The 16,020-nt window shown below is 63.9% G+C and carries 13 protein-coding genes and 2 tRNA genes; 7 read left to right on the forward strand and 8 right to left on the reverse strand.

Annotated features, from left to right (window positions below):
- Nucleotides 1-8 precede the first annotated feature (8 nt).
- The 6 genes from rpiA to rnr all read right to left on the reverse strand — a co-directional run bounded on the left by rpiA (nucleotide 9) and on the right by rnr (nucleotide 6,185).
- On the reverse strand, nucleotides 9-698 hold the full coding sequence (gene rpiA / locus QCE73_RS08055) for a ribose-5-phosphate isomerase RpiA (protein WP_309880579.1): 690 nt from the start codon (nucleotides 696-698) through the stop codon (nucleotides 9-11).
- A gap of 64 nt (nucleotides 699-762) precedes the next feature.
- A complete protein-coding gene (locus QCE73_RS08060) occupies nucleotides 763-1,158 on the reverse strand; it encodes a SirB2 family protein (protein WP_309880581.1) in 396 nt (131 codons plus the stop codon).
- Nucleotides 1,159-1,171: 13 nt separating this feature from the next.
- Nucleotides 1,172-1,972, reverse strand: a complete 801-nt coding sequence (locus tag QCE73_RS08065) for an N-acetylmuramoyl-L-alanine amidase (protein ID WP_309881946.1) — start codon at nucleotides 1,970-1,972, stop codon at nucleotides 1,172-1,174.
- A 41-nt stretch (nucleotides 1,973-2,013) separates the two neighbouring features.
- Nucleotides 2,014-2,496 carry an HNH endonuclease signature motif containing protein gene (locus QCE73_RS08070; RefSeq protein WP_309880584.1) on the reverse strand — a complete coding sequence of 161 codons (483 nt, stop codon included), beginning with the start codon at nucleotides 2,494-2,496 and terminating at the stop codon, nucleotides 2,014-2,016.
- Between the two features lie 374 nt (nucleotides 2,497-2,870).
- Nucleotides 2,871-3,614 carry a 23S rRNA (guanosine(2251)-2'-O)-methyltransferase RlmB gene (gene rlmB, locus QCE73_RS08075; protein ID WP_309880586.1) on the reverse strand — a complete coding sequence of 248 codons (744 nt, stop codon included), beginning with the start codon at nucleotides 3,612-3,614 and terminating at the stop codon, nucleotides 2,871-2,873.
- A 102-nt stretch (nucleotides 3,615-3,716) separates the two neighbouring features.
- Nucleotides 3,717-6,185, reverse strand: a complete 2,469-nt coding sequence (rnr, locus tag QCE73_RS08080) for a ribonuclease R (protein ID WP_309880588.1) — start codon at nucleotides 6,183-6,185, stop codon at nucleotides 3,717-3,719.
- Between the two features lie 254 nt (nucleotides 6,186-6,439).
- On the opposite strand from rnr, the gene QCE73_RS08085 reads away from it, so the two are divergent.
- From QCE73_RS08085 to QCE73_RS08095, 3 genes are all read left to right on the forward strand, one after another.
- Nucleotides 6,440-6,526, forward strand: a tRNA-Leu gene (locus QCE73_RS08085).
- Nucleotides 6,527-6,663: 137 nt separating this feature from the next.
- A tRNA-Leu gene (locus tag QCE73_RS08090) sits at nucleotides 6,664-6,750 on the forward strand.
- Nucleotides 6,751-7,048: 298 nt separating this feature from the next.
- On the forward strand, nucleotides 7,049-8,269 hold the full coding sequence (locus QCE73_RS08095; RefSeq protein ID WP_309880589.1) for an MFS transporter: 1,221 nt from the start codon (nucleotides 7,049-7,051) through the stop codon (nucleotides 8,267-8,269).
- Nucleotides 8,270-8,286: 17 nt separating this feature from the next.
- On the opposite strand, the gene QCE73_RS08100 is transcribed toward QCE73_RS08095, so the two are convergent.
- Together QCE73_RS08100 and QCE73_RS08105 are read right to left on the reverse strand one after the other, a co-directional pair.
- On the reverse strand, nucleotides 8,287-8,757 hold the full coding sequence (locus QCE73_RS08100) for a hypothetical protein (RefSeq protein WP_309880591.1): 471 nt from the start codon (nucleotides 8,755-8,757) through the stop codon (nucleotides 8,287-8,289).
- 271 nt (nucleotides 8,758-9,028) lie between these two features.
- On the reverse strand, nucleotides 9,029-9,451 hold the full coding sequence (locus QCE73_RS08105) for a hypothetical protein (RefSeq protein ID WP_309880592.1): 423 nt from the start codon (nucleotides 9,449-9,451) through the stop codon (nucleotides 9,029-9,031).
- Nucleotides 9,452-9,813: 362 nt separating this feature from the next.
- Here QCE73_RS08105 and QCE73_RS08110 point away from each other — a divergent pair, with 362 nt between their 5' ends.
- From QCE73_RS08110 to QCE73_RS08125, 4 genes are read left to right on the forward strand one after another with little or no spacing between them, the layout of a single operon-like run.
- Nucleotides 9,814-12,318 carry an acyl-CoA dehydrogenase gene (locus QCE73_RS08110; RefSeq protein WP_309880595.1) on the forward strand — a complete coding sequence of 835 codons (2,505 nt, stop codon included), beginning with the start codon at nucleotides 9,814-9,816 and terminating at the stop codon, nucleotides 12,316-12,318.
- A gap of 54 nt (nucleotides 12,319-12,372) precedes the next feature.
- Nucleotides 12,373-13,800 carry a 3-oxoacyl-ACP reductase gene (locus tag QCE73_RS08115; protein WP_309880597.1) on the forward strand — a complete coding sequence of 476 codons (1,428 nt, stop codon included), beginning with the start codon at nucleotides 12,373-12,375 and terminating at the stop codon, nucleotides 13,798-13,800.
- Between the two features lie 11 nt (nucleotides 13,801-13,811).
- Nucleotides 13,812-14,717: a MaoC/PaaZ C-terminal domain-containing protein gene (locus tag QCE73_RS08120; RefSeq protein ID WP_309880599.1), complete on the forward strand. Its 906-nt coding sequence runs from the start codon at nucleotides 13,812-13,814 to the stop codon at nucleotides 14,715-14,717.
- Complete coding sequence (locus QCE73_RS08125) at nucleotides 14,714-16,009, forward strand: acetyl-CoA C-acetyltransferase (protein ID WP_309880601.1); 1,296 nt, start codon at nucleotides 14,714-14,716, stop codon at nucleotides 16,007-16,009. The genes QCE73_RS08120 and QCE73_RS08125 overlap by 4 nt, the downstream gene beginning before the upstream one ends.
- The last annotated feature ends 11 nt before the right edge of the window (nucleotides 16,010-16,020 follow it).

The raw sequence follows: 16,020 nt of genomic DNA on the forward strand, positions 1-16,020 counted from the left end.
CTTTGTTTTTACTTGTAGTCGATTCGCTCGACGCCCGTTTCGGTGCCGAGCAGACAGATGTTCGCGCCGCGCGCGGCGAACAGCCCGACCGTCACGACGCCCGGCCACGCGTTGATCTGCGCTTCGAGCGCGCGCGGATCGGTGATCGAAAGCCCCTTCACGTCGATGATCTCGTTGCCGTTGTCGGTGATGAAAGGCGCGCCGTCCTTCGCCACGCGCACGATCGGCACGCCGCCCAGCGCCGCGAGCTTGCGGCCGATCGCGGTGCGGGCCATCGGCACGACTTCGACGGGCAGCGGGAACGTGCCCATCACCGGCACGCGCTTGCTCGCATCGGCGATGCACACGAACACGTCCGCCACCGACGCGACGATTTTCTCGCGCGTGAGCGCGCCGCCGCCGCCCTTGATCATCGCGCCGCTCGCATCGATTTCATCGGCGCCGTCGACGTAGATCGAGAGCGTTTCGATGTCGTTCAGATCGAACACCTTGAAGCCGTGCGATTCGAGCCGCGTGGTGGTCGCGAGCGAGCTCGACACCGCGCCGCGATAACGCGACTTCGACTTCGCGATGGCGTCGATGAAACAATTGGCCGTCGATCCTGTGCCGACGCCGATGATCGCGCCTTCCGGCACGTTCGCGTTCACGTAGTCGGCGGCGGCCTGGCCGACCAGTTGCTTGAGTTCGTCTTGAGTCATGGGAGCGGTGCTGCTTATCGGAGAAAACTGAGATTTTATCGGAGCGCGCGAAGCGCATCGCCGATCATGCAATCGCGTGCAGGAAACCGAGCGGATCGTGCGTGCGCGCGACCGATGCGATGAACGCGAACACGATGATCGCCAGAACGCCATAAACGGCGCGCGCGCCCTTCGTGCGGCCGCGCTTCAGCGCGAACGTGCCGAGCACGATATAGACGACGAGGCCCGCGATTTTCGCGCCGAGCCACGCGGCGTTCGCCGAGAAGCCGATGATCGCGACCAGCGCGATGGCGCTCGCGAGCAGCAGCGTATCGATGATGTGCGGCAGGACTTTCGTCGCGCGCGCGCTCAGAAGCCGCGAATTCGTCAGCATCCAGATCCAGCGCAGCACGAAACCGGCGATGGAAAGGCCCGCGCAGGTCATATGCAACGCGCGCAGCGGCAGAAAATAGTCGCCCATCGCGAGCTCCCTTTTAGTTGACGAAGTACTTGTCGAGCAAAGCCTGGGCGATGGCGTCGCTTTGCGCGTCCGCGTTGCCCGCGTAGTCGGACGGCCGGAAGTGCATCTGGAACGCGCTGAAGACGCGGCGGGTCTTGTCGTCCAGCACGCCGTCGGTCGCGATGTCGTAACCGTAGCGCTTCAGCTTTTCCTGCAGCGCGCGCACATCGGCCGGGGCTTTGGGATCGCGTCCGGCGAGATGCGCGGCGACAGTCGCATCGTCGGGCCAGGCGCCCACGCCGGCATCGTAGAGTGCACGCCACGGGAAAAGCGGCCCGGGGTCGATCTTGCGTTGCGGCGCGATGTCGCTGTGGCCGACGACGCGCGTCGGCGGGATGTTGTAGCGCGCGACGATATCGCGCGAGAGTTTGACGAGCGCGTCGACTTGCGCGGGCGGATACGGCTGCCATACGCGCTCGCCGTTTTTCTCGCCGATAGGCCCGAGATTCACGTTCTCGATGCCGATCGAGGACGCGTTCAGCTCCGTTGCGCCTTGCCATGAGCTCACGCCGGCATGCCAGGCGCGTTTGTCTTCGGGCACCAGTTGGTAGACGACAGGCTCGCCTTTCTCGATACGCGGCGCATCAGGGACGACGTAGTGGACGCTGACTTCATCGCCTGTCAGGACCGTGATCGATCGCGCTTCGTCGATCTCCGTGTAGTGCATCACGAGGAAACGGATGCGGGAGTCGGCGTTTTTGGCGTGGTGCTGGGTGTCGGCGATGTAGGTGCCGCGGTCTTGCATCGTGGTGGTGCAGGCGGTGAGGATGCACATCGATATCGATGCGGCCAGGCCGAGCGCTCTCTTCACACCCGTCACGATTGCCCTTCCCGGATCGAACGCACGTGCATCCAGTGAATCTGCAGCGCTTCGGCACTTGGACGTTGCTGGGGATGTTTCGGCAGACGGAGCAAACGCCCTTCGAGCGAAGCGTATTCGCTTTCGCGCAGTTCCGGAGCGATCGATACTTCGTGACTGGCCGGATCGATCGCGATCAGCATGCGATCGTAAAGCGTGTGCAGGTCGGCGCGTAGTAAGAGTCCGTTGCGGACGTCGTTGGTTTCCGCGCCCATGTAGCCGCATATGTGAGCGGCTTCGAGGACTGCTTCGACCGCGCAGTTCGTGAGGGCGCAGCGGTGTTCATAAGCATCGAGCAAGGCCCGGCGGAACGCGGGCTGGCCCTGACGCGTGACGATGGCGGCGAATGTTTTCTTGCGGGCGTCTTCTATGCTCGAAGGATCGAAAGCGCCGCTTGCTTCGACTTGCGCTTCAGCCTCGGTTTCGGTTCGGGCGAGCAAATCGCTTTCTCGCGGTAAGGCGCCCCGAACCGTCGTGGGCCGCGTCACCTGAAAACCCATGCTTTCCAGTTTCCGCGCAACCGTGAGCGCGCCGCCACTGAAGGCCTTCGCACGCAATGGTCCAGCGGAAGGAAATTGATAGCCATGCGCCGCGCCAGCGACGGCCTTCGAATCGTAGCGTCGCTCGCCCACGACGACGAAATAGTCTCGCGCTTCCTTGAAACCGTATTTGTCGAGAAATGCGGATCGACCGATTCGATCGAATTCGTCCAGCGCAGCACGTACCGCAGAGGGATCACTAAGTCGATTCAACGCCATGAACGATGTCGATGTTCGATGCTTTCAATGGACGATGTGAAGGCCGACATCGGTCCTTACTTCTTCACCGCCCGCTGCCTCACCGCCTCAAACAAACAAACCCCGCTCGCCACCGACACATTCAGACTCTCGACCGCCCCCGCCATCGGGATATTCATGACCTCATCGCAGGTTTCCCGCGTAAGACGTCTCATGCCCTCGCCTTCCGCGCCGACGACGATCGCAACCGGGCCATCGAGCTTCGTCTCATAGAGCGAGGCCGTCGCCTCACCCGCCGTTCCGATCACCCACACGCCCGCGTCCTTCAACTCGCGCAGCGCCCGCGCCAGATTCGTCACGGTGATGTACGGCACGCTGTCCGCCGCCCCGCTCGCCACTTTCGCCGCCGTCGCGTTCAATCCGGCGGAGCGGTCACGCGGCGCGATCACCGCATGGGCGCCCGCCGCATCCGCGACGCGCAGACACGCGCCGAGATTATGCGGATCGGTGACACCATCGAGCACCAGCAGCAACGGCGTGCCCGAGATGCCATCGAGCAGTTCGGCGAGGTTCTGCGCAAGCGGCAGATCGTTCGCGCGCGCGACGATGCCCTGATGCTGAATATTGCCCGCGAGCCCCCATAGACGCGATTCGTCCGCAGCGATCAGCCGCACGCCCGCTTCCTTCGCGGTCCGCAGAAAGTCCTGCATCCGTCGATCCTTGCGTGTGGGGTCGTACAGCACCTCCTCGATCGAGGATGCATCCGCGCGCAAACGTGCGGTCACTGCGTGAAATCCGTATAGAACCTTGAGACGTGACATGACTGATTCGAACCTTCGGTGAAATCTTGAAAAGCACGACGCGGTCCGATGCACGAAGCGTCGGACCGCGCGTATTCGATGGCGGCAGTGTTGCGCGCCGCCCTAGCGCTTCTTGCGCGCCGGCCGCCCCTGCGGCGCCGACTTCGACGCCGCCCCGCGCTTTTTCGCCGCCGCGCCGCCGCGCGGACTTGCCGACAGCGGCGCGCCCTTCTTCGTGCCGCCGCGAGCGCGCGTGCTCGGCGCGTCGTCGTCGCTGAAGGGGCGGACGCGCGGTCCCGCTGCGCCATTGCCGACGCTCGCGACGTCGCCCGCACCCGCCGACGGACGCGGCGACGGCGGCTTCACCGGCGTATCGCGGACGAGCCGGAAATCGATCTTGCGCGCATCGAGATCGACGCGGCCCACCTGCACGCGCACGCGATCCGACATCCGGTAGCGGATGCCCGTGCGCTCGCCGCGCAGCTCGTTCTTGATCTCGTCGTACTGGAAGTAATCCGAGCCGAGTTCGGTCACGTGCACGAGACCTTCGATGAAAAGCGAATCCAGCTGCACGAAGATGCCGAACGACGTCACGCCGTTCACCATGCCGCCATATTCCTCGCCGAGCTTGTCGCGCATGAAGTAGCACTTGAGCCACGCCTCGACGTCGCGCGAGGCTTCATCGGCGCGGCGTTCGTTCGACGAGCAATGCAGGCCCAGCTCTTCCCAGATCGCGACGCTGTTGCGCGCACGGCCCCGCGCGGTGTCGTCGGCTTTCTGCATTTCGCGCGCGGCCTTCGTGAGACCGGTGCTCAGCGACACATCGTGACCGATGTCCGGCAGATACTTCTTGCCCTGCAAAATCGCGTAGATCGCGCGATGCGTGAGCAGGTCGGGATAACGTCGAATCGGGCTCGTGAAGTGCGCGTACGCCTCATACGCAAGTCCGAAATGGCCGATGTTGTCCGGGCTGTACACGGCTTGCTGCATCGAGCGAAGCACCATCGATTGCAGCATTTGCGCATCGGGCCGGTCGCGAATCTGCGCGATCAGCGCGGCGTAGTCGCTCGCGTGCGGCTTCGCGCCGCCGGTCAGCGTCAGGCCGACGCCGCGCAGGAACGTGCGCAGATTCTCGAGCTTCTCTTCCGTCGGCCCCGCATGCACGCGATACAAACCCGGATGCTTGTTGCGCTTCAGGAAATCCGCCGCGCAGACGTTCGCGGCCAGCATGCATTCCTCGATCAGCCGATGCGCGTCGTTGCGGTGACGCGGCACGATCTGCTCGATCTTGCCCTGCGAGTTCACGACGATGTACGTCTCCGTCGTATCGAAATCGATCGCGCCGCGCTTCTGACGCGCGGCATGCAGCGACTTGTAGACGCCGTAGAGGTCCTGCAACTGCGGCAGGATATCGGCGCGCTTGGCCGCTTCCGGACCCTTCGTGTTGGTGAGCACGGCCGCGACTTCGGTGTACGTGAGCCGCGCCGACGAATGCATCACGCCCGGATAGAACTGATACGCCTTGATCTCGCCGCGCGCCGTGATGACCATGTCGCACACGAGCACGCAGCGATCGACATTCGGATTCAGCGAGCAGAGACCGTTCGACAGCTTTTCCGGCAGCATCGGAATCACGCGGCGCGGGAAATAGACGGATGTGCTGCGATCGAGCGCATCGACATCGAGCGGCTCGCCGGGGCGCACATAGTGCGACACGTCCGCGATCGCGACCAGCAGGCGAAAGCCCTGGCCACGCCCGACGGCGACCGGCTCGCAATAGACGGCGTCGTCGAAGTCGCGCGCATCTTCCCCGTCGATGGTGACGAGCGGCACATCGCGCAGATCGACGCGATGGCGGATATCCACCGGGCGCACTTCGTCGGGCAGCTTGGCGGCCGAGGCCAGGGCGGCGTCGCTGAACTCGTGCGGCACGCCGTATTTGCGCACCGCGATCTCGATCTCCATGCCGGGATCGTCGATATCGCCGATCACTTCGGCCACGCGCCCGAGCGGCTGCGAGTGACGGCTCGGGAAATCCGTCAGATCGACGGACACCACCTGCCCGACCTTCGCCTTCTTCGGATTCTGCGTGATGAGGATGTCGTGGCCGATGCGCTTGTCTTCCGGCACGAGAATGAGCGCGCCGTTCTCGTTGACGAGGCGACCGATGATGCGCTTGTTCGCGCGATCCGTCACTTCGACGATATGCCCTTCCGGCCGTCCCCGCCGGTCATACCCGACGATGCGCGCCAGCACGCGGTCGTTATGCATGACCTTCTGCATTTCGCCGTTGGGCAGAAAGAGATCGTCCTGGCCGTCGTCGCGGATCAGGAAGCCGAAGCCGTCGCGATGTCCCTGCACACGGCCCGCCACGAAATTCGACGGATGCGTAAGTTGATAGTGGCCGCGCTTGTCGAGGCGGATTTGCCCGTCGCGTTCCATTGCCGCCAGTCGCTTGAAAAATCCTTCGCGCTCCTGGCGCTTGATCGACAGCGCCTCGGCAATGTCGTTCGCGGCATGCGGTGTCTCGCTCGTGCGCAGCACGCCGAGAATTTCTTCGCGGCTCGGAATCGGATACGGATATTTGCTCAAGGGCGTAGTCGTGTTTTTTCTCGTTGGATGGGACTTTTGCGGTGCTTTGCAACCAATAATGCGGTCATCGTTGCGGGCCATTCTAACACCCGTCTTTTAAGCCTCACGGGGCTGGCGAGCCGATACGGCGCGGCCGGCGTGCCGTTACACGCATTGCGTCGAAATGCTTGACAGTCACAATGGGGTCGCTATAATGGCGTTCTTTGCTGCTGACGCAAAAACGAATTGCAGCGAATTGCAGTACACGCACCCTTGCCCAGGTGGCGGAATTGGTAGACGCACTAGGTTCAGGTCCTAGCGGTGGCAACACCGTGGAGGTTCGAGTCCTCTCTTGGGCACCAGATGTTTGGAAAAGCCACCTTCGGGTGGCTTTTCCTTTTTGTGCGGAGACTGTGTTTCTGATTCCGACAAGTCATATGACTTTGCGGTTGACACGGTGCCCGTTCCCGCTAGAATAGCGGGCTTGCTGTACCCCTTGGCCCAGGTGGCGGAATTGGTAGACGCACTAGGTTCAGGTCCTAGCGGTGGCAACACCGTGGAGGTTCGAGTCCTCTCCTGGGCACCAAGGTCCCTCTTTCGCGAGACGCTCGTTCGAGCGCATCGCACGCAAAAACCCCACGCATCTACGTGGGGTTTTTTGTTTTCCGCCTTCATTTTCTATTCGATCTTCTTTCGTTTCCGATTCGATTATCTCCGCGTCGAACGGTAAATGAATTGATCATCCGGCTTCGATTATCCAGCCGCACGCACTCGCTCGCACGAACCTCGGCAAGCCCGCCCCGACTTGCCCGCAGCCGGTTCGTTAATTGCTCCGTCGCATTGCAACACTCGCCAATCGATTATTCGACCCGGAGAATCTGGCCATGAGTTGGACGCGCGAACAGAGAAACGTGACGGTTGCCGCCTATCTAGGCTGGACCCTCGACGCATTCGATTTTTTTCTGATGGTGTTCGTATTGAAGGATATCGCCGCCGAATTCAATACGAAAATCCCGGACGTCGCGTTCGCGATTACGCTCACGCTGGCGATGCGCCCGCTCGGCGCCCTGATCTTCGGCCGCCTCGCGGACAAGTTCGGCCGCCGTCCCACGCTGATGATCAATATCGCGTGCTATTCGCTCCTTGAACTGCTTTCCGGCCTATCGCCCAACTTGATGACGCTTCTCATCCTGCGCGCGCTTTTCGGCATTGCGATGGGCGGCGAATGGGGCGTCGGTTCTGCCCTGACGATGGAAACCGTGCCGCCGAAAGCGCGCGGCATCGTGTCGGGGCTCTTGCAGGCGGGCTATCCGAGCGGCTATCTGCTCGCGTCGATTGCCTTCGGTGTGGTGTATCCGCTCATCGGCTGGCGCGGGATGTTCTTTATTGGCGTCGCGCCCGCGCTGCTCGTGATGTACGTGCGTGCGCACGTGCCGGAATCGCCGGCGTGGCGCGCGATGGAAAAGCGCCCGCGCCCCAGTCTCCTCGCCACGCTCAAGCGGAACTGGACGCTCTCGGTCTACGCAATCGTGCTGATGACCGCGTTCAACTTTTTCTCGCACGGCACGCAGGATCTCTATCCGACCTTCCTGCGCGAGCAGCATCATTTCGATCCGCATACCGTTTCGCTCATTACCATCACGCTGAACATCGGCGCGATCATCGGCGGGCTGCTTTTCGGGGCGCTGTCGGAGAAGATCGGCCGGCGAGTGACGATTTTCATCGCCGCGCTGATTGCGTTGCCGGTGCTGTATCTGTGGGCATTCTCGACGACGCCGGTCATGCTCGCACTCGGCGCTTTCCTCATGCAGATTTCGGTGCAAGGCGCATGGGGCGTGATTCCGGTGCATCTGAACGAAATCTCGCCCGATGAGATTCGCGCGACTTTCCCGGGCCTCGTCTATCAACTCGGAAACTTGCTCGCGGCTGTGAACGCGACGATGCAGGCGTCGCTCGCCGCATCGCATGGAAACGATTACGGCATGGCGATGGCGATCGTCGCGGGTGTCGTCGCCGTCGTGATCGCTGCGCTGATTTTCTTCAGCCACGAACGCAGAGGTATCGACATGACGCGCTCAGCGCGGGAAGCAGGCGCGCCAGGATAAGCGCGCCCTCGCAGGATTCAGACGCGCGAGAGCGAACGCGATCCGGCGGCGTTGCGTTGACGGACGCGCGCTGCCGGAAAGGCAAGGATGCGCAGCAGGAAATTTGCATTCCGGGGACGCAGCGCAACGACCCCGAGCAACTCCCTGCGATATCGATACGCCGTAGCCTCCGACAAGTTCACGCCACGCGAAACCGCCGCCACGGAGGCGCCATTCTGCAGCAACGCCAACGCCTGAAACTTCCGTTTCGGATCGATTCGTCCTCCGAATCTACCGCTCGGCGATGCCTCGATCACGCGAATGTCCTTATGCAGGTTATCGAGCGCCTCGCCGTCCAGCGATCTCGATCGATAAGCGTAGCCATCGGCTTCGTTGCTGAACACATAAAGCCTGTTGTCGTAGATATAGCTCCGATCGATTGCGGCGACCTCTCTGAACAGAGAGTTTATATTTAGCTTTACCGGGTAAACACTTTTGTTTAGGAACACTTATTCTCCTGTTGCCGCTATTTCAGGGCAGGTGGTTGCTGCCTACAGGAGCATTCTGTAGCTTTGCGATCGTCATGAGCGAGTCCGCCAACACGCTCACGACATCTCCTACTGGTCCCGGCTCCGCGCGAGCGGACCCGGGATCGACATCGCTCGCGCCCCGATCGGCAAGGCCGTCGCGCGAGCCGTCGATATTTTCAGCGTGGCCAGTTTCAATCCCAACCAGAAGGTTCTGAATTAAACCGATCTGGCAAGATTCGGGAGGCTCGCTTTATTCGTGTTCATCGGACGCCAGCAAACGAATCAGTTCCAGCCGGTTGTTTCGATCGACGACTCCGGAGACACATTGCCAGACACCAAGCAACCAGTTCATCACCGCTTCGGACACGCCCAGTTCGCGCCTGATCGCCGAGGCGGGCACGTTACGGTCCAGGAAAACCAGCGCCAGATACATCGCCAGCCGTGTCGGTTCGCCGCTGATGGTCCGATACATGCCCTGTTCCCTGCCCCTGCGCGATTCCCGTAACCTCATGAGTATCTCCATATCCAGCGGGACATGCACGTAACTGATCTCCCCATTGGAACGGATCAACATGTAAAGCAAGTCACCCAGCATAAAAACCCAATCCGAAATACCGTGGTCTTCGGGTGCTGCGCCAATATTTAGTCTGACTAAGCGATCCGTCTTCTCCATTTCCAAATATGCTCCCATGGCCACCATGCGCGTGGCAGGTGGTCACAAATGAAGCCCCCGCGTTGTGACTTGCTGTGGCGCGTCCTGGAAAGATTCACTCACAGCGCCCTTTGCCCCCCGCTTCGGCGGGGGTCAAGATTCATTCCGCCCATCTAGTTTGTTCAGCAATTCAAAGTAATCATCAATTTGGTCATTCCTTGATATGACCGAAAAGAATGGCTGCCCGAATATTGGGGCACTGAAGTGTAGACGTCCTAATACGCACGGCGTTCGAATGAAAGCTCTAATAGCGACGCGTCCGCCCGAAACACGGCACCGTGGCATGAAAGGTGCTTCTACGCATAAAAACCCGGAGACCCGTGATGCCCGTGCTCTACGTCATCGCCTTCCTCGTGCTCGCCGGCGCCCTTACCTTCCTTCAGGCGCCCGCGCTCGCCTGGCTCGTCGGGCTGGCGATCTGGGTGGCCGTCGGGCCACTCGTCGGCGTGACGGGCACGATCGGCGTCACGCTGCTCGCAATCGTCTTCGTGCTGCCAGCGCTCATCTTCGCCATCAAGCCGCTGCGCCACGCGATCGTGACCCGCCGCGTGTTCGCGATGTTTCGCAAGATCCTCCCGGAGATGTCCTCGACCGAGCGTGACGCCATCGAAGCCGGCACCGTATGGTGGGACGCCGAACTCTTTTCCGGACGCCCGCGATGGGACAGCCTCCTCGAACACGGCGCACCGAAGCTGACGCAGGAAGAACAAAGCTTCATCAACAACGAATGCGCGCGTCTGTGCGAGCTGTCGAACGACTGGGACACAACGGCGATCTGGCAGGACCTTTCGCCGCAAGCGTGGTCCTTCATCAAGGAACAGGGCTTTCTCGGCATGATCATTCCGAAGCGCTACGGCGGAAAGGCGTTCTCCGCGTATGCGCACTCGCAGGTCATCATGAAGCTCGCGACGCATTCGTCGGCAGCGGCCGTATCGGTGATGGTGCCGAATTCGCTCGGCCCCGCCGAACTGCTGCTGCACTACGGCACCGAGGAACAGAAGAATCACTATCTGCCGCGTCTCGCGCGCGGCGACGAAATTCCGTGCTTCGCGCTCACCAGTCCATACGCCGGATCGGATGCCGCCGCCATTCCCGATGTCGGCGTCGTGTGCCGCGGGCTTCACGAGGGCCGCGAGACGCTCGGCTTTCGCGTCACATGGGAAAAGCGCTACATCACCCTCGGGCCGATCGCGACCGTGCTCGGCCTCGCCTTTCGCGCGCTCGACCCCGACCATCTGCTCGGCGACGACGCAACGCCCGGCATCACCTGCGCGCTCATTCCGACGAACCATCCCGGCGTCAACATCGGACGACGCCATTGGCCGCTCAACGCCGTGTTCCAGAACGGCCCGAACTGGGGCGAAGATGTGTTCATCCCGATGGACTGGGTCATCGGCGGACGCGCGCAAGTTGGTAACGGCTGGCGCATGCTGATGGAATGTCTCGCCGCCGGGCGCGCGATCTCGCTGCCCTCGTCGAACGTCGGCATGGCGAAGCTCGCCGTGCGCGGCACCGGCGCCTATGCCGCCGCGCGCCGCCAGTTCCGCACGTCGATCGGCCGCTTCGAAGGCATTCAGGAAGCGCTCGGGCGCATGGGCGGCAATCTGTACGTGATGGACGCCGCGCGCCGCCTGTCCGCGCAGGCCGTCGATCTCGGCGAGAAGCCCTCGGTCATTTCGGCGATCGCGAAGTACCACATCACCGAACGCGCGCGCAAGGTGATCAACGACGGCATGGATGTCGTCGCCGGCAAGGGCATCTGCATGGGGCCGTCGAACTTTCTGGCGCGCGCGTATCAACAGATGCCGATCTCGATCACCGTCGAAGGCGCGAACATTTTGACGCGCTGCCTGATCATCTTCGGACAGGGCGCGATCCGTTGTCATCCGTACGTGCTCAAGGAAATGGCCGCGACGCGCGAAGCCGATCCGCACCGCGCGCTGCTCGATTTCGACGACGCATTCTTCGGTCACGCCAGCTTTCTCGCGTCCAACGCGATGCGCAGCCTCGTGTACGCGTTCGGCGGCGCAGCGCTCGTGCGCAAGCCCGCGCGCGCCGATGCGCGTCTTCTGCCTTACTACCGCGCCGCCACACGCCTGTCGAGCGCGTTCGCATTGTTCGCCGATGTGTCGATGCTCGCGCTCGGCGGCGAGCTCAAGCGCCGCGAGCGTCTGTCGGCGCGGCTCGGCGACATTCTTTCGCAGTTGTATCTGCTATCCGCGACGCTCAAGCGTTTCGAGGACGACGGCCGCCCCGAGAGCGACCTGCCGCTCGTGCGCTGGGGCGCCGAAGACGCGCTCCATCAGGCGAGCGCCGCATTCGCAGGCTTGCTCGCGAACTATCCGAACCGCGCCGCCGCCGCGTTGCTGCGCGCGCTCGCGTTTCCGTTCGGCCTGCCGCACGCGCCGAGCGCCGATGCCCTCGGCAACGACATCGCGATGCTGATGCAAACGCCCGGCGAGGCCCGCGAGCGCCTCGTCGCGGGCTCGCACGTTTCGGCATTCGAAACCGATCCCATCGCGCGCGGAGAAAAGTTGCTCGCGCTCACGCCGGCCGTCGCGGCGCTGGAAGCCCGTCTGCGCGATGCCGTCAAGGCGGGCCAGGCCGAAGCGCTGCCGCAAAGCCCGCAAGAAGTGACCGCGTGGGCGCAAACGGCCGCCGAGCGCGGCTTGATCGACGAAAGCGAGCACGCGCTCTTGGCCGAATGGGCGGCTCATGCGCGCGAAGCGGTGAAAGTCGATGATTTTTCCGCAGACTTCGGTATCCTCGAAGCATTGCAAAAGCGCAGCGCGGCACTCGAACGGCAATGGCCGGAAACGGTCGCCTGAACCACGCAGGCCCGAGGCCACGCCGCGCGCGCCCCGACGACCGATCGCCAATCGATGAAAGACCGCTATCTCGACTTCGTCAATTCGCCCTTCGGCACGAGCATCGCGCGTTCGCTCGGCCTTCCGCGTCCCGAAGTATTGCGCCGCCATCGCGCGGATCATGCCGAATTCGGCGGCATGGCCGCCATCGGCGCGGGACCGTCACCCGCGCTCTTCGATGACCTGATGGCGGTGCTGTCCGCCATCGGCATGACGAGCATCGCGCATGAAAGCGCGTCCGGCTGGCTGCCGGTCGCCGCGCGCCACGGCGCGATGAGCGGCCGCTTCGAGCCGCGCGCCCGCGACACATCTGCGAGCGATCGTGTCGAAGCGTTGATCTTCGATGCGACCGGCATCGACGAAAGCGGCCAGTTGCATACGCTGTACGCGTTCTTCCACGACGCGCTGCGCTCGCTCGCCAGGAACGGACGCATCGTCGTCATCGGGCGCCCGCCCGCCACGCGCGAAAGCGTGAAAGCCGCCACCGCCCAACACGCGCTCGAAGGCATGACCCGCTCGCTCGGCAAGGAAGCGCGCAACGGCATCACGTCGAATCTGTTGCGCGTGGCCGATGGCGCGGATTTCGAATCGGCGCTGCGCTTCTTCCTTTCGCCGCGTTCGGCCTATGTCTCGGGCCAGGTCGTGACCATCGACGCGCCCGCCACCGCGCCCGAAAGCTGGACGAAGCCGCTCGCGGGCAAGCGCGCGATCGTGACGGGCGCGGCGCGCGGCATCGGCGCGTCGATCGCGGCGGTGCTGGCGGAGCACGGCGCGATCGTCACCGGGATCGATATCGACGCCGCCCGCGACGCGCTCGATCAGACCATGCTGTCGATCGAAGACGCATCGCCCTCGGGCGGCGCGCATGCGGCGCTCGTCGCGGACATCGCCGCGCCCGAAGCACCCGCCGATATCGCCGCCGCGCTCGCCGCGTCGGGCGGCATCGATATCGTCGTGCACAACGCAGGCATCACGCGCGACAAGACCATCGCCCGCATGAGCCCGGAGATGTGGGACAGCGTGATCGACATCAATCTGCTGGCGCAGGAGCGCATCGACGACGCCCTGCTCGCGCAAAACGTGCTGCGCGAGCAGGGACGCATCGTGGCTGTGTCGTCGATCAGCGGCATCGCGGGCAATCGCGGCCAGACCAACTACGCGACCTCGAAGGCCGGCGTGATCGGCCGCGTGCACGCGATGGCGCCGTCGCTGCGCGCGCGCGGCATCACGATCAACGCGGTCGCGCCGGGCTTCATCGAAACGCACATGACCGCGCGCATGCCCTTCGGCGTGCGCGAGGCCGGCCGACGGCTCAATTCGATGGGACAAGGCGGCTTGCCCGTCGATGTCGCCGAGACCGTCGCGTGGCTCGCGAGTCCGGGCAGCGCGGGCATCACGGGCAACGTGGTGCGCGTGTGCGGCCAGAGCCTGATCGGCGCGTGAGGGGCGACCGCATGCACGCACCGACCATGCCGCGCGCCCGCACCGTCGTCATCGATACCTTGCCGCCGCCCGCGAAGCTCTACGGACGCGCGCTGCCCGCGCTCTTCAGACGCGCGCGCGCGCCGGAGTTGCCCGCGCTCAGACTCGTGCGTCCCGACGTCAAGCTCGACGCGGAGCAGGTCGGCCGCTATGCGCGCGTCTGCGGATTCATCCCCGAGCATGGCGTGCCGCTCACCTTCCCGCACGTGCTCGCGTTTCCCTTGCATCTGATGATGCTCACCGATCCATCGTTCCCGTGGTCCGCGCTCGGCGTCGTGCATCTGTCCAACAGCGTGCGGCTGCGCCGTCCGCTCACGGCGGGCCAGGGCTTGCGCATCGAAGTGGAGTGCGGGCCGCTCATGCCGCATCAGAAGGGCCAGGCGTTCACGCTATATACGCGCATCTACCGGCGCGGCGAAGCCGTGTGGGAAGGCGACAGCGTCTATCTGAAGCGCGGCGTGCGCAGCGAAAGCGCGGCACCGCCGATCGAAATCGCCGATGCTTCCGATGCGCGCGTGCCGCTGCTCGCACGCGAAGCGCGCTGGCAGCTCCCGCCGCAGCTCGGACGCGATTACGCGAAGGCATCGGGCGACTTCAATCCGATCCATCTGCATATGCTGAGCGCGAAAGCGTTCGGCTTTCCACGCGCGATCGCGCACGGCATGTGGACGCTCGCGCGCACGCTCGCGGCGCTGCATCCGGTCAAGCCGCTCGCGTCCGGACACGCGCACGGCGATTTCAAGTCGCCGCTCTATCTGCCCGGCGACGCCACGCTCTGGACCGCCGCGCCCTCGCCCGTCGCACGCGATTTCGAAGTGCGCGATCTCGCGGGCGACCGGCCGCATCTGCGCGGCCATTTCGAATGGGAGCTGCCATGAGCGAAGCGCGGAGGGTCGCGATAATCGGCAGCAACCGGATTCCATTCGCGCGCTCGAACACGGCCTACGCGAGCGCGTCGAATCAGGACATGCTGAGCTTCACGCTGCAAGGTCTCGTCGATCGCTTCGATCTGCATGGCATGCGTCTCGGCGAAGTGGCCGCCGGCGCGGTCGTCAAGCATTCGCGCGACTTCAACCTGACGCGCGAAGCCGCGCTCTCGACCACGCTCGCGAAAGAAACGCCCGCCTACGACGTGCAGCAGGCGTGCGGCACCGGCCTCGAAACCGCGATTCTGGTCGCCAACAAGATCGCGCTCGGGCAGATCGACGCGGGCATCGCGGGCGGCGTCGATACTGCGTCGGATGCGCCCATCGCGGTGAACGAGCGCATGCGCAAGATCCTGCTCGAAGCGAATCGCTCACGCTCGGCGGGTCAGCGTGTCGGCGCGCTCGCGAAACTGCGGCCCGGCATGTTCTTCCGGCCACTTTTGCCGCGCAACGCGGAACCGCGCACGGGCCTCTCGATGGGCGAGCACTGCGAACTGATGGCCAAGCGCTGGAAGATTTCGCGCGAGTCGCAGGACGCGCTCGCAGAGGAAAGTCATCGCAAGCTCGCGGCTGCTTATGGGCGCGGTTTCTTCAACGATCTGATGACGCCGTACAAAGGGCTCGCGCGCGACAACAACCTGCGCCCCGATGTCACGCTCGATCAGCTATCGCAGTTGAAACCCGTCTTCGATCGCGACGCCGGCACGCTCACCGCAGGCAACTCGACGCCGCTCACCGATGGCGCATCGGCCGTGCTGCTCGCCTCCGACCAATGGGCCGCCGAACGCGGACTGCCGGTGCAGGCGTTCCTCACGTTCTCCGCGACCGCGGCCGTCGATTTCTTCGACAAGCGCGAAGGGCTCCTGATGGCGCCCGCCTACGCGGTGCCGTCGATGCTGACGCGCGCCAAGCTCGCGTTGCAGGACTTCGATTTCTACGAAATTCACGAGGCGTTCGCCGCGCAAGTTCTCTGCACGCTCGCCGCGTGGGAAGACGATGAATATTGCCGCACGGCGCTTGGTCTTGACGGCCCGCTCGGCTCGATCGACCGGACGCGGCTGAACGTGAACGGCGGATCGCTTGCGACCGGTCATCCGTTCGCGGCGACGGGCGGGCGCATCGTCGGCACGCTGGCGAAGATGCTCGCGAAAGCGCCCGAACGCGGCGACGGCAAGCCGTTGCGCGGACTGATCTCGATCTGCGCGGCGGGCGGCCAGGGCGTCGTCGCGATACTGGAGCGGTAAGCGGAAGAAGC

This window comes from Caballeronia sp. LZ029 (assembly GCF_031451275.1).
GTDB classification, from domain to species: Bacteria; Pseudomonadota; Gammaproteobacteria; order Burkholderiales; family Burkholderiaceae; genus Caballeronia; species Caballeronia jiangsuensis.